This is a genomic window from Stenotrophomonas sp. FW305-C-20-S1, from assembly GCF_058783335.1.
Window position 1 is genome coordinate 1 of sequence record NZ_JBYTEK010000001.1, and the last position, 13,382, is coordinate 13,382.

A 13,382-nucleotide genomic window follows, 5' to 3' on the forward strand; every position below is an offset into this window, starting at 1 on the left:
GGCATGGCCCGGCGCTACCAGAGCCAACCCTTCGGTAGCGCCGGGCCATGCCCGGCGAGCGCAGCGGTACATGACCGCCGAAACGAAAAAGGCCGCGATGCAGGGCATCGCGGCCTTGGGCTCCAGCGCTGGCGCGTGGAATCAGCGGATCTTGTTGAACAGCGACATCGACTGCATCTGCGAGAACAGCGTCTGTGCCGCCTGCAGCGCGGTGCTTTCCAGCTGGTACTGGCTCAACGCATCGGCGTAGTCCAGGTCGCGCATCTCCGACAGCGTGGTCTTCAGCGTCACGCCATTGGCCTCACGCATCTCCGCCGCGTTGTCCAGCGCCTTCAGCTGCGCGCCACCGGCAGCGCGCGAATCGATCATCCGTTCCGCCGCGCGGCCGACATCACGCAATGCGCTCTGCAGCTCGTTCTGCTGCGCGGCCATCTTCGCCGGGGTGCCGGTATCGGCATCCAGTGCGGCGATCAGCTTGTCCATGGTGCCGAAGATGTCGCGGCTGCTGGCGGCCTGCACGTTGAAGCTGTCACCTGTTGCCGGCGCGCCAGCGATCTGCAGGCGAACGCCATTGATCTCCAGTTCGCTGCCGGCCTTGTAGGTGCCGGTGCCGGTCACGTTGCCGGCACCGTCGAGCACTTCGTACTGGTCGGCCGCGGTGAAGCGCACGCTGAACGATTGCCCGTTCCAGCTGTCGCTGCCATCACGGGTGATGTTGGTCAGCACGCCGTTGCCGGCGTTGCCTGCCGCTGCGCTGCCATCGACGAAGCCATCGCCGGTGGGGATGCGCAGGAAGATCTCGCTGCCGGGCAGGGCGTCGCGCACGTAGGTATCCGGGCCGACTTCCACCTGGCGCTGGGTCTGGTCGCCGCGATAGACGACCTTGCCGTCAATCTTGGCGAACGGCGGATCGCTGTCGTTGGTGCCGCCGAACACGTAGCGACCGGTGCCGTCGCTGCTGTTGGCCAGCGACAGCAGGCCCTCGCGGATCTGGTTCAACTCGGTGATCAGGGTCTTCTTGTCGGGCGCACTCAAGGCGGGATTGCTGGCCTGGATGGTCAGATCGTTGACGCGCGCCATCAGGTCGTTGACCTGGGCCAGGGTGTTTTCCTGCACGCCCAGGCGGTTCTGCACGTTGTTGCCATTGAGCTTCATGCGTTCCAGTGCGGCCAGGCTGCGGTCCAGGCCCACCGCAGCGCCTGCGGCGACCGGATCGTCCTTGGCGCTGACGATCTTGCTGCCGGTGGCGATCTGCTGTTCCAGGTGGCTGAGTTTGGCCTGCTTGGCCATCATCAGCGCTACCGACTGGCTGTACATCATTCCGGTGGAGATGCGGTTGCTCATCGGCGCACGGCTCCCAGGATGGTCTGGAACATGGAATCGGCGGTGGAGATCAGCTGCGAGGCGGCCTGGTAGGCCTGTTGCAGGCGCAGCATGTCGGCCGCTTCCTCATCGAGGTTGACGCCGGACACTTCGTCACGCGCTGCCTGTGCCTGGTCGGCGATCACCTGCTGCGCCCCCAGCGAATACTCCGCCGAACGCGCTGCTGCACCGACCTGGGTGGTCAGCCCGCCCAATGCGCCGCCCAGCGTCACCGTGCCGGCGTTGAACGCCTTGGCCGATTCCACCTTGGACAGCTTGGTGGCATTGCTGTTGTCCGAAGAGCCGGCCGGAGTCGGGGTGATGTTGAAGGTGTCGCCATTCTTCGGCACGCCATCGAGCACGAAGCTCCAGCCGTTGGCGCTGATGGTCTGCCCGGGCGTATAGGTCTGCGGTGGGCCGCCATCGATGGTGTAGGTGGTGGCCGAGGTGAACACGATCGCAGCCGGATTGCGCAGGTTGGCGTTGGCCGCATCGGTCACGGTCACGCCGCTCAGCTTGCCGGTGCCGGTGTTGGCCAGTGCGGCAGCGCCCTTGATGGCGGCGGCCGCGGCAATGCGCGACGGATCGGTGATCGCCATCTCCAGGCTGCCGGCTACGCCAGCCGTCGGCTGCAGCAGGAAGCGGTCGTTGGCCGCCGGGGCACCGCCCACCACCAGCTTCACGCCGTTGATGATCAACGGGTCGGCAGCGGTACCGGTGCCGGTCAGCGGCACGCTGGCGCCGGTGTCGGCGCGGCTGGCGGCCCAGTTGCTGCCATCGAACTTGAGCACGATGTTCTGTGCTTCCAGCTTGCCGAGGTCGCCGTAGCTGGCGGTGATCGCGCCGGTGCCGGTGTTGCCGGCATTGCCGGTGACACGCGGCGTGCCGATGTTGAAGAAGTCGCCGCCCATCTGTCCGTACAGATCCACGCCTTGGCGATGGGTGCTGTTGAACGTCTCGGCCAGGCCCACAGCCAGCTTGCCCAGTTCGGCCTGGGCCGGGGTCAGCACGGTGTCGCGGAATTCGAGCAGGCCGCCGATCTGGCCGCCCACGGCCTTCGGGTCCAGGGTGATGGTGCCGCCCTGGGTCTGCAGCGCCAGCTGCAGGCGCTCGGGCTGGTACGGGTCGGCCACCGTGGTGACTTTCGATGCAGTGGTGCCCACCACCAGCGCCTGGCTGCCGGCGGTGTAGACGTTCATGATGCCGCCGTCCTGGATCACCGCGGTGCCGCCGGTGTAGCCCACCAGCTGCGAGATCAGCTGGTCGCGGCGGTCAAGCAGGTCGGGCGCGGCGTTGGCGATGTTGGTGCCGATGGCACCGTTGATCTGCGCGATCTCCGACGCCAGCCGGTTGACTTCGGTGGCACCGGCCATCAATCCGTTGTTGACCTCGCCATTGAGGTTGTTCAGGTGGGTGTTGAGCTGGCTGAAGCGATTGGCCAGGGCCTTGGCGCCATCGAGCATGTTCTGCCGGTCGGCCGTACCCGCTGCGTTGGAGGACAGGCCGCTGACGGTATCGAAGAAGTTCGACCAGACCCCGGCCACGTTGGTGGCCGCGTCGGAGAACAGGGCATTGACCCGGTCGGCCATGCCCGAGAGCTGCTTCAGGCGTGCCAGTTCGCCGCCGCTGTCGAGCAGGCGCGAGATCGCCAGCTGGTCGGCGGCGCGGCGGATGTCGACGATGCGGGTGCCGTTGCCAACGTCACCATAGCCGTAGTTCTGCGGGGTGGCGGTGGCGAAGTCGACCTTCTGCCGGCTGTAGCCGGGAGTGTTGAGGTTGGCCACGTTGTGGCTGGTGGTGGCCAACGCACGCTGGAAGGCGAGCAGGGCACTGGTACCGGTGGAAAGTACGCTGGACATGGGGTTCCTCAACGACGGGTGATACCCAGCGCCGCGGTTGCGGTGCTGGCGAAGGTCTGGCCGATGCGTGAGCCGGCGTCGGCCACGGCGGCCACGGCGCGCTCGATGGTCGGGCCGCCGGCGATCGCGGCGATCTTGGCCGCGTAGCGCGGGTCGGTGGCGTAGCCGGCGCGTTGCAGGCCGCGCGCGAAGCCCTGCACATCGGTGCCGGCCTGCAGCGCCTGCTGGTAGCGCGGGCTGGTCTTCAGCAGGCGCACGTAGTCGGCAAAGCTCTCTGCAGGCGAGGTGTAGGCGCGGAAGCTGGCGGTCTCGTTGCGGCGCACGCCATCGACATACTCATGGGTGCCGGCGGTAGCGCTCTGGCCCTTCCAGCCGGTGGCCTTGATGCCGAACAGGTTGTGCGAGGTGCTGCCATCGGCATGCTTGATCTGGCGCTTGCCCCAGCCGGTTTCCAGCGCTGCCTGGGCAACCAGGGCGCGGGCGTCCACGCCCAGTTCCTTGGCCGCGCTCTGTGCGTGCTGCCAGATGCTGGCGACGAAGCCTTCCGGGGTGTGTGCGCCCAACTGGGCGACGGCGGTGCGCGTGGCCAGTGCATCGGCCGGGGTGCCGCTGCTGCCGCGGTTGCTGGCGGTCGGCGCCCACTGGTCGCTGGCAGCGGCCCAATCGGCGCCACCGATGGCACCGGCATAGGGATCGTCGGTACCCAGCGAACGGTGCATGCCGCTGCTTTCCCGGCCCGCAATCAGGTCCAGCGCCTGCTCCATCGGGGCGACGGAGGACTGCGCGCCATCCTGCACACCGGCCGCCATCTGCTGCAGCATGCGCACGGCCTGGCCGGCGTCCTGCAGCGGCAGCGACGGCGCCGCCGGCGCATTGAGCTGGTAGGCGCGGCTGGCCTTGGCCGGGTCCACCCGGGTATCCAGCGCCGGGCCATCGGCCTGCGCGCCGGACAACTGCCGGGTGATCATGCTCGACAGGCCCAGGCCCTTGCCGCGGGTCATCGCCTCGGCGATCTTCTGGTCGTACATCTCCCGGAACATCTTGTTTTCACCCGGGAACAGCGAATCGCCGAAGCTGGCGTCACGCATGCTCTTGACCAGCATCTGCGCGAACTGGCCTTCAAGCTGGCGCGCTACCTTGTCGATCTTGGCCGGGTCGTTCTGCTGGGCCGGGCTGAGTTCGAATGCGGGAGTGATGCGCATGTCAGATCACCTCGAGCTCGGCGCTCAGGGCGCCGGCCTGCTTCAGTGCTTCCAGGATCGCGATCAGGTCACCCGGTGCCGCGCCAACGGCGTTCACCGCATGCACGATCTCGTCCAGAGTGGTGCCGCCGTTGAACTTGAACATCCGGCTGCCATCGTTGGTGGCGGTGATGGTCGACTGCGGCGTGGCCACGGTCTGGCCACCGGCAAAGGCGTTGGGCTGGCTGACGTTGGTGTTTTCCTGGATGGTCACCGTCAACGAGCCATGCGAGATCGCGGCCGGGCCGACACGCACCTGCTGGCCGATGACCACGGTGCCGGTACGCGAGTTGACCACTACCTTGGCCGGTGCAGCGCCCGGGGTCAGTTCCAGGTTTTCGATACGGGCCAGCAGGCCGATGCGCGCACCGGCATCGGTGGGCGCACGCACGGCAACGGTGCCGCCGTCCACGGCACGCGCCGAACCCTCGCCGAAGGCATTGTTGAGCGCACCCACCATCCGCGAGATGGTGGTGAAGTCGCTGTTGTGCAGGTTCAGGGTGATCTCGCCGCTGGCGCCGAACACATCGGGCAGGGCGCGCTCAACGGTCGCACCGTTGGGGATGCGGCCGACGCTGGGCACGTTCACCGAGACGCGCGAACCGTCCTTGCCCTGTGCACCGAAGCCGCCCACGATCAGGTTGCCCTGGGCAATCGCGTAGACCTGGCCGTCGGCACCGCGCAACGGCGCCATCAGCAGCGAGCCACCGCGCAGCGACACGGCGTTGCCGATCGAGGACACGGTGATGTCGATCGGCTGGCCGGGCTTGGCGAACGGCGGCAGTTCGGCGTGGATTGCCACTGCCGCCACGTTCTTCAGCTGCGGGTTGACGTTGGCCGGTACGTTGACGCCCAGCTCGCCCAGCAGGTTCTTCAGGCTCTGCACGGTGAAGGGCGCCTGGCTGGTGCGGTCGCCGCTGCCATCCAGGCCGACCACCAGGCCGTAACCCACCAGTGCATTGCCGCGCACGCCACCCACCTGGGCCAGGTCCTTGATGCGCTCGGCGCTGGCGGGGGCAGCCACCGCAAAGACCATGAACACGGCACAGTAGAGCGACGCTGCGCGTCGCTGCCAGGAAGAAGAGAAGGAGAGTTTCATGGCCATACTCAGAACGGCGTCAGGCCGGAGTTGAAGAAGCGGCTCAGCCAACCCATCGCGTTGGACTGCGCAACAGGGCCGCGGCCGCCATAGACGATGCGCGCTTCAGCCACGCGGCTGGAAGGCACGGTGTTGTCCGCGCTGATGTCGCCGGGGCGCACGATGCCCTGTACCTGCACCAGCTCATCACCCTGGTTCAGGCGCAGGTTCTTCTGGCCCTGCACCACCAGGTTGCCGTTGGGCAGGCGCTGCACCACGGTCACGGTCACGTTGCCCTGCAGGCGGTTGCTCTGCGCGCTGTTGCCCTTGCCGGTGAAGTCGCGTGCGCCCTTGGCCGTTGCACTCAGGATGTCCTTGCCGCCCAGGGTGACCGGTGCGCCGAGAATCGACGGCGTGCCGAGGCTCAGGTTCGATTCCTTGTTGGTGGCGGTGTTGGCGCTGGTCTGCGCGGTGGTGTTTTCCAGCAGGGTGATGGTCAGCAGGTCGCCGACATCGCGCGCACGGCGGTCCGAATACAGCTGCAGGGTCGGGCCGGCGGCGTAGATCGCGCCGGCGGTCGGTTCGGCCTGCGGCGGCATGATCGGCTGCAACGGCGCCATCGTCGGATAGGGGCGCACGTCGCCAGCGATCACGCAGCCGCCGAGCAGGGCAGCCACGGCGCAGGCGAGGGCAGTACGGGCGAAGGAAGAAAGGGGCGACATGGCAGTTTCCCGGTGAGGGCGATCAGAGCTTGTTGCTGAGGTAGCCGAGCATCGAGTCGGTGGTCGAGATCGCCTTGGCGTTCATTTCGTAGGCGCGCTGGGTTTCGATCATCGACACCAGCTCTTCCACCACGTTGACGTTGCTGCCTTCCAGCGCACCCTGCACCACGGTGCCCAGGCCGTTCAGGCCGGGATTGCCGTTCTGCGCCGGGCCGGAGGCGGTGGTTTCCAGGAACAGGTTTTCACCACGTGCCTGCAGGCCCGCCGGATTGACGAAGTCGGTAAGGGTCAATGCACCGACTTCCACCGATGCCGCGCCGTCGGCCATCTTCACGCTGATGGTGCCGTCGGTACCGATGGTCACCGACTGCGCGCCTTCGGGAATCTGGATGCCCGGCTGCACCGGGTAGCCGCTGTTGGTGACCAGCTCGCTGTCCTGGTTGATCTTGAACGAGCCGTCGCGGGTGTAGGCCGAGCTGCCGTCGGGCATCTGCACTTCGAAGAAGCCGCGGCCGTTGACCATCACGTCAAGCGCGCGGCCGGTCTGCTGCTGGCTGCCCTGCTCGAAGTTCTTGGCGGTGGCCACCACGCGCACGCCGGTGCCGATCTGCAGGCCGGTGGGCAGCTGGGTCTGTGCCGAAGAGGAACCGCCGGGCTGGCGCACCTGCTGGTACAACAGGTCCTCGAAGCTGGCGCGGTCCTGCTTGAAGCCGGTGGTGTTGGTGTTGGCGAGGTTGTTGGAAACCACCGACATGCGCATCTGCTGCGCATCCAGTCCGGTTTTCGCGATCCACAATGCCTGGTTCATCTTCGGAGTCCTGTCTGGGTGAAGCCGGCCGCGCGGTGCGGCCCATGGGGTAGGGAGTGCAAGCGGCGTGCCAGCACCGGCGCGGGCCGGTGCCGGAATTCCGTCAGCTGCCCAGGCGCAACAGGCTGTTGGCGCTGCGCGCGTTGTCATCGCCGTGCTTGATCACCTGCACCTGCATTTCGTACTGGCGCTGCAGCTGGATCATCTGCACCAGCGCGCCGGCGGCATCGACGTTGCTGCCTTCCAGCTGGCCGCTGTGCACCGCCGTGCCCTGCGCCTGGGCGAACGGCTGCAGCGGATCGGTATTGCGGAACAGGCCATCCAGGCCGCGTTCGAGGCGATCATCCGGCGCCTGCACCACCTTGATCCGGCCGATCATCGCCATCGTCTGCGGGCCTTCGCCCTGCGGGATGATCGAGATCGTGCCGTCGTTGCCGATCTCCATCGCCTGGTAGGGCGGAATCGCGATCGGGTTGTTGTTGTCGTCCAGCACCGGACGGCCGCTGGAGGTCACCAGCTGGCCGTTCGGAGTCACCGACAGCGCGGCGCCACGGGTGTACGCCTCGCTGCCATCGGTGGACTGCACGGCAAGCCAGGTGCCGGTCTGCAACGACAGGTCCAGCGGCTTGCCGGTGATGTGCTGCGCGCCGGCCGTGCGGTTGAAGCCCGCATCGACGTGCAGTGCATCCACCCGCGAGGCAAAGCCCGGGCCACGGATCGGGAAGGCTTCGGTGTTGGCCAGCGCTTCCTTGAAGCCGGGGGTGTCCGAGTTGGCGAGGTTGTGGCTGAGCGTTCCCTGCGCCTGCAGGGAGGCGCGGGCACCGGTCATCGCCACGTAAAGGGCTTTATCCATGCGGGGAGTTCCGTGACAGGGTCAGCAGGTCATCAACGGATGTTGATGACGGTCTGGGTGATCTGGTCCTGGGTCGTGATCATCTGCGCGTTGGCCTGGAAGTTGCGCTGCGCGGTGATCATGTTGACCAGCTGTTCGGTCAGGTCGACGGTGGAGGATTCCAGCGAACCGGCCTGGATCTTGCCGAGGTTGGAGGTGTCGGCGGCGCCGGTGCGCGGCGTGCCCGAATCGAAGGTCTCCACCCACAGGTTGTTGCCCTTCTGTTCCAGGCCCTGCGGATTGTTGAAGCTGGTCAGTGCGACCTGGCCCAGCGGCTTGTCGTCGCCGTTGGAATAGCGGGCGAACACCACGCCGGTTTCCGAAACGGTGATCTCGTTGAGCTTGCCGGCCGCGTAGCCATCCTGCTGGGTGTTGCGCAGGGCGAACTTCTCGCCGTACTGGGTCGAGCCGCTCACATCCAGCGTCATGTTCAGCACGCCGGCGCCGGTGGTCGGGGTGAAGGTGCCCAAGCTGATCTTGCCGCTGGCCGGTGCGGTCAGCTTGCCGGCGTTGTCGAAGGTCAGCGGGGTGGGCGTACCGGCCGGCTGGCCATCGACGTAGTTGTGCACCGTCCAGGCGTTGGTGGCCGCTTCCTTGACGAAGTAGGACACCTGGGTGTGGCTGACGCCCAGCGAGTCATACACGGTGATGCCGCCGCTGGAATGGCTGTAGCTGTTGGAATTGGTGGGGTCGAAGGTGGTCACTGTCGGCTGCTTGGCATTGCCCGGCAGGGTGAAGCCGACCTTGACCTCGCTGGTCTGCTTGGGCGGGCTGTCGGTGGTCAGCAGCTGCAGATCGACCAGGCGGCCGGCGTCGAAGTTGGTGCCGTCTGCGTTCGGTGCGAACACCTGCAGGCGTGCGCCTTGCGGGTTGACCACGTAGCCGGCGGCGTCGGTCTGGAAGTTGCCGGCGCGCGAGTACACGCGTGCACCGTTCATGTTCATGGTGAAGAAGCCCTCACCGGAAATGGCCATGTCCAGGCTGCGGCCGGTCTGCTCGTTGTTGCCCTGGATGAACTGCTGGGCCACGTTGGAGACGCGCACGCCCGAACCGATCGCGTTCTTGGACAGGCCGTAGCTGGTGGCGGCAAACAGGTCGGCGAATTCCGCGCGCGACTGCTTGAAGCCGGTGGTGTTGACGTTGGCCACGTTGTTGGCGGTGACGCTCAGGTCCGAGTTGGCAGCGTTGATGCCGGACAGGGAAATGTTGAAGCCCATGGGATGCTCCTGTTGGATGCGGTAGGTGCGGCTCAGCTGACGCGGAGCACGTAGTCGAGAGGGGCCGTGCCCAGGCCCTTGAGATTCAGGTAGAGGCCGTCGGAACCGACGGTCACGCTTTCCACCGGTGCCTGCACGAAGGTGGACAGCTTGGTGCTCTTGCCGGTGGTGTCGACGTGGTTGGCGACGATGTTGTACTTGCCCGGCTCCATGCGCTTGCCGTTGGCATCCTTGCCATCCCAGGTGAACGCGGTCTCGCCGGCGGCCTTGGCTTCAACGCTGATCGAGGTGACCTTGGCGCCGTTGGCGTCGGTGACGTCCACGGTGACGATGCCGGCGGCCGGCGCGGCAACCGTGCCCTCCACCGAACCTTCCTTCTCCAGCACCAGCTTTTCCGACGGCACCAGCACCTGGTGGCCGACCAGGGCAGCGCCACGCAGCACCTGGTCGCTGGCCATCGACTCCTGGAAGCCCTTCACCGACTTGTTCAGATCGGTGATGCCCTGCACGGTCGACATCTGCGCCATCTGCGAGACCATCTGCGTGTTGTCCATCGGCTTCAGCGGGTCCTGGTGCTGCAGCTGCTCGGTCATCAGGCGCAGGAAATCGGCCTGGTCCAACGTGTTCTTCTTCTTGGTGGCGTTGCTGTTGGGGGCGTTCAGGCCGAGTGCGGCGTAGACGTCCTGGTTGCTTTGGTTGTTGACGGCAGTGGTCATGGCGGTGTCCGGTGCAGCGGGCCTCAGCGGCCCATGGTCAGGGTGGCCAGGGCCAGTTCCTTGGCGGTGGTCAACATCTCCACGCCGGCCTGGTAATTGCGCGAGGTCGAGATCAGGTTGACCATCTGCGCCACCGGATCGACGTCGGGCTGGTAGATGTAGCCATCGCCGTCGGCCAGCGGATGGCCCGGCTCGTAGCGCTTGATCGGCGCCGCGTTGCTCTGGGTGATCTCCTTGACCTGCACCGAGGTGATGTTCGGATCGGTCTTGCTGGTCACCGCCTGGAAGATCGGTTCCAGCGGCTTGTACACCGCGTCGGCCGAGCCGGCGATGCTGTCAGCGTTGGACAGGTTGGAGGCGATGGTGCTCATGCGCACCGACTGCGCCTGCAGCGCGGAGCCGGCAATATCGAAGATCGGCAGGTTGCTCATGGCTTATTGCCCCGTGATCGCGGTGAGCATGGAACGCACCTTGCTTTCGACGAAGCTCAGCGAAGCGCGGTATTCCAGTGCAGCGCGGCCATAGGCGGCGCGTTCGGCATCGGGGTCGACGGTGTTGCCGTCGATGCTGGGCTGTACGCCCTCGCGGGCCACCTGGAACGGGTTGAGGCCACTACCGATTTCGTAGTGCTGCTCGTTGGTGGTGGTCATCAGGCCGTTGGCATCCAGCCCCTGCGCATGGCGAAGGGCCGAATCGAAGTCCAGGTCCTGGGCCTTGTAGCCGGGGGTGTCGGCATTGCCGAGGTTGCTGGCGATCAGCTTCATGCGCTGTTCGCGCAACGGCATTGCCTGGGCATGGACGCCCAGGTAGTCGGTAATCAGGTTGCGCACGGTGCACTCCCACGGGAACGTTGCCCGGGAAGCTGCAAGCGGTGTGCCAGAACCGTGGTGCGCAACATCGCGCTCGCCGGGCATGGCCCGGCGCTACCGTGGGTCGGAGCAGGTGTCTGGTAGCGCCGGGCCATGCCCGGCGGAGACGCGTGCGGCGGCCTTACGCCGCCATCGCCACCTTGCGCAGGCGGTCCAGCACGAAGTCGGCCAGCTCGTGCGGCGAATACTTGGCGACGAAGGCGTTGGCACCCACGCGCTCGACCATCGCATTGTTGAATACGCCCGACAGCGAGGTATGCAGCAGCACGTACAGCCCGGACAGGCCGGCATGGCGCCGGATTTCCGTCGTCAGCGTGTAGCCGTCCATCGCCGGCATCTCGATGTCCGAGATCACCATGGCGTAGCGTTCGGCCGGGTTTTCACCCGAGGCATGGATCTGCAGCAGGTGGTCCAGCGCCTGTTTGCCGTCCGAGAGCAGGGTCGCGCCCACCCCCAGCTGGTCCAGCACGCTGCGGATCTGCTGGCGCGCCACCCGCGAATCATCCACCACCAGCACCTGCAGCTGCGGGGCGTCGGCGGGCATCGCCATGGCCGGGTCGAGCACGGCCTCACCGCGCACCTGGGCGATGTCGGCCAGCACGCTTTCCACGTCGATCACCTGGATCAGCTCGCCCTGGAAGCGGGTCACTGCGGTCAGGTAGCTCGATTCAGCGCCCAGTTCCGGCGGCGGGTGGATGTCTTCCACCGCGATGTTGACGATGCGCTCCACGCCGCTGACCAGGAAGCCCTGGATCGAGCGGTTGAACTCGGTCACCACCAGGTAACCGGGTGCGGTGTCCGCATCGGGCTCGCGCTCGGGGTGGCCGATGGCCAGGCCCAGGTCCAGCACCGGCACCGAACGGCCGCGTACGTCGGCCACGCCGGCGAACTGGCCGGGCAGGCCGGGTACCTGGAACAGTTCCGGGCGGCGCAGCACTTCCTGCACCTTGAAGACATTGACGCCAAAAAGCTGACGTCCGCCGAGGCGGAACAGCAGCAGCGCCAGGCGATTGTGGCCGGCCAGTCGGGTTCGCTGGTCGATCCGGTTGAGCAGGTCATGGGACATGGCTGCTGTATCGGCGCGGGCAGGGGGGAACTTGAGGGCGAGTGCAGCGCCGGGCCCAGTGAGATTTCCGTGGCCCGTCTGTGGCACGCAGCTTGCACGCGTCTGGGCCAGGTCTTACCGACAGGAGGCGCCATGCGCCGCATTGCTTCTTTCCTTGCCATTGCAATGGCCGTGGCCGCGCCGTGGGCAACCGCAGCCGACTGGCAGCCGGTGGCCAGCATCCGTGCTGCCGCGTTGTCGACCCTGGCCGCCGGCACTGAAGGTGAGGCCGTGGTTGCTGATGCGCTGCGCCTTCCGCGTTGCGGCGGCGCATTGCAGGTGCAGCCCACGGCAAACACCACCGTGGAAGTGAGTTGTCCCGACGCCGGTGGCTGGCGCCTGTTCGTGCCGGTGAAGGTGCGCCGCAACCAGACCGTGCTGGTGCTGACCCGAGGCATCGGCACTGGAGAATCCATCGCCGCTGCCGATATCAGTACTGCCCAGCGTGACGCGGCACGGATTGCCGGTGCAGTGCTGGCCGATCCTGCCGCAGCGATCGGCCGCATCGCCCGTCGGCCGTTGCCGGCAGGAACACTGTTGTCGAGCAACGATCTGGTTGCACAGCGTCTCATCAAGCGAGGAGACAGTGTGGCACTGGTATCGCGGCGTGGTTCGGTCGAGGTCCGCATCGCCGGCCGCGCACTGGGCGATGCCGGGCAGAACGAGCGCGTCTCTGTGGAAAACCTGTCCTCGCGCCGTATCGTGCAGGGCACGGTGGACGCGACCGGTGACGTAATCGTGGCGCGTTGAAATAATGCAGAATTCCCCTAAAGATCACGGCCCTGCGGCCGTTATCCCTTGTGTACGGCAACTCCAGGACACCCCATGAGCCAGAAAATCGACGGCAACCTGCAGGTCCCCCAGGCACTGCGCAGCGTGACCACCCCGGCCGCCAAGCCCGGCGTCAGCACCGATTCGGCGGCACGTCCAGTCGAGGCGGCCGACAGCCTGCGCCTGACCGGCGAAGCCACCAACCTGCAGGCCATCGAGCGTGAGCTGAGCACCGCCCCGGCGATCGACGCCCAGCGTGTTGCAGCGGTGCGCGAATCGCTGCAGAACGGCACCTACAAGATCAATCCGGACGCGATCGCTTCGCGCATGCTTGAACTGGACCAGCAGCTGCAAGGATGACCGCGGCGATGAGCGAGCCGCTGCAGCGCCTTGCCCAGGCCCTGGACGTTGAACGCCAGGCCCTGGTCGAGCACGACGTGCATGCCCTGATCCGTGCCACCGGTGCGAAGCTGGAAGCGCTGCGTGCGCTGGAAGGCGCGCCACCGGTGGGCGAGGGCGAGCAGCTGCAGGAACTGGCCGAGCGCAACCGCGCCAACGGGGTGCTGCTGTCGCGGCGCCGGCGCGAGGTCAACTGGGCACTGCGCCAGATGGGCCGCACCGAAGAGTCCTCGGCATACGATGCCAAGGGCCAGTCGCATACCGTCACCGCGCGGCGGCCACTCGCCGTCGCCTGACAGGACCGGCGGTCGGCTGACCGCCCGATGGCGGCTGTAGGCCGCCG

At 66.8% G+C, this 13,382-nt stretch carries 15 protein-coding genes; 3 read left to right on the forward strand and 12 right to left on the reverse strand.

The window, feature by feature from the left end:
- Positions 1–141: 141 nt before the first annotated feature.
- The 12 genes from flgL to AC3WTC_RS00060 form a co-directional block, all read right to left on the reverse strand.
- Positions 142–1,344 (reverse strand): flagellar hook-associated protein FlgL, encoded by a 1,203-nt coding sequence (flgL, locus tag AC3WTC_RS00005; protein ID WP_033831049.1) that lies wholly within the window; start codon positions 1,342–1,344, stop codon positions 142–144.
- A complete protein-coding gene (flgK, locus tag AC3WTC_RS00010) occupies positions 1,341–3,221 on the reverse strand; it encodes a flagellar hook-associated protein FlgK (RefSeq protein WP_492709898.1) in 1,881 nt (626 codons plus the stop codon). The genes flgL and flgK overlap by 4 nt, the downstream gene beginning before the upstream one ends.
- Positions 3,222–3,229: 8 nt before the next feature.
- A complete protein-coding gene (gene flgJ / locus AC3WTC_RS00015) occupies positions 3,230–4,423 on the reverse strand; it encodes a flagellar assembly peptidoglycan hydrolase FlgJ (protein WP_025879102.1) in 1,194 nt (397 codons plus the stop codon).
- Between the two features lies 1 nt (position 4,424).
- A complete protein-coding gene (locus AC3WTC_RS00020; protein WP_025879103.1) occupies positions 4,425–5,567 on the reverse strand; it encodes a flagellar basal body P-ring protein FlgI in 1,143 nt (380 codons plus the stop codon).
- Positions 5,568–5,569: 2 nt separating this feature from the next.
- Positions 5,570–6,262 (reverse strand): flagellar basal body L-ring protein FlgH, encoded by a 693-nt coding sequence (gene flgH / locus AC3WTC_RS00025; RefSeq protein ID WP_025879104.1) that lies wholly within the window; start codon positions 6,260–6,262, stop codon positions 5,570–5,572.
- 22 nt (positions 6,263–6,284) lie between these two features.
- Entirely contained in the window at positions 6,285–7,070 is a 786-nt protein-coding gene (flgG, locus tag AC3WTC_RS00030; protein WP_025879105.1) for a flagellar basal-body rod protein FlgG, read from the reverse strand.
- Between the two features lie 103 nt (positions 7,071–7,173).
- Positions 7,174–7,923 (reverse strand): flagellar basal body rod protein FlgF, encoded by a 750-nt coding sequence (locus AC3WTC_RS00035; RefSeq protein ID WP_025879106.1) that lies wholly within the window; start codon positions 7,921–7,923, stop codon positions 7,174–7,176.
- A gap of 32 nt (positions 7,924–7,955) precedes the next feature.
- Positions 7,956–9,179: a flagellar hook protein FlgE gene (gene flgE / locus AC3WTC_RS00040; RefSeq protein ID WP_492709903.1), complete on the reverse strand. Its 1,224-nt coding sequence runs from the start codon at positions 9,177–9,179 to the stop codon at positions 7,956–7,958.
- A 32-nt stretch (positions 9,180–9,211) separates the two neighbouring features.
- Positions 9,212–9,895 (reverse strand): flagellar hook assembly protein FlgD, encoded by a 684-nt coding sequence (locus AC3WTC_RS00045; protein WP_025879108.1) that lies wholly within the window; start codon positions 9,893–9,895, stop codon positions 9,212–9,214.
- A 23-nt stretch (positions 9,896–9,918) separates the two neighbouring features.
- A complete protein-coding gene (gene flgC / locus AC3WTC_RS00050; RefSeq protein WP_025879109.1) occupies positions 9,919–10,326 on the reverse strand; it encodes a flagellar basal body rod protein FlgC in 408 nt (135 codons plus the stop codon).
- A gap of 3 nt (positions 10,327–10,329) precedes the next feature.
- On the reverse strand, positions 10,330–10,725 hold the full coding sequence (gene flgB / locus AC3WTC_RS00055) for a flagellar basal body rod protein FlgB (RefSeq protein ID WP_025879110.1): 396 nt from the start codon (positions 10,723–10,725) through the stop codon (positions 10,330–10,332).
- Between the two features lie 160 nt (positions 10,726–10,885).
- On the reverse strand, positions 10,886–11,830 hold the full coding sequence (locus tag AC3WTC_RS00060) for a chemotaxis protein (RefSeq protein WP_025879111.1): 945 nt from the start codon (positions 11,828–11,830) through the stop codon (positions 10,886–10,888).
- Between the two features lie 132 nt (positions 11,831–11,962).
- Between AC3WTC_RS00060 and flgA the strand changes: the two genes are divergently transcribed.
- From flgA to AC3WTC_RS00075, 3 genes are all read left to right on the forward strand, one after another.
- Positions 11,963–12,619: a flagellar basal body P-ring formation chaperone FlgA gene (gene flgA, locus AC3WTC_RS00065; RefSeq protein WP_033831051.1), complete on the forward strand. Its 657-nt coding sequence runs from the start codon at positions 11,963–11,965 to the stop codon at positions 12,617–12,619.
- Positions 12,620–12,694: 75 nt separating this feature from the next.
- Positions 12,695–13,000 carry a flagellar biosynthesis anti-sigma factor FlgM gene (gene flgM / locus AC3WTC_RS00070; RefSeq protein WP_025879113.1) on the forward strand — a complete coding sequence of 102 codons (306 nt, stop codon included), beginning with the start codon at positions 12,695–12,697 and terminating at the stop codon, positions 12,998–13,000.
- Positions 12,997–13,335: a flagella protein gene (locus AC3WTC_RS00075; protein ID WP_025879114.1), complete on the forward strand. Its 339-nt coding sequence runs from the start codon at positions 12,997–12,999 to the stop codon at positions 13,333–13,335. Before flgM ends, AC3WTC_RS00075 begins: the two co-directional genes overlap by 4 nt.
- Positions 13,336–13,382 lie beyond the last annotated feature (47 nt).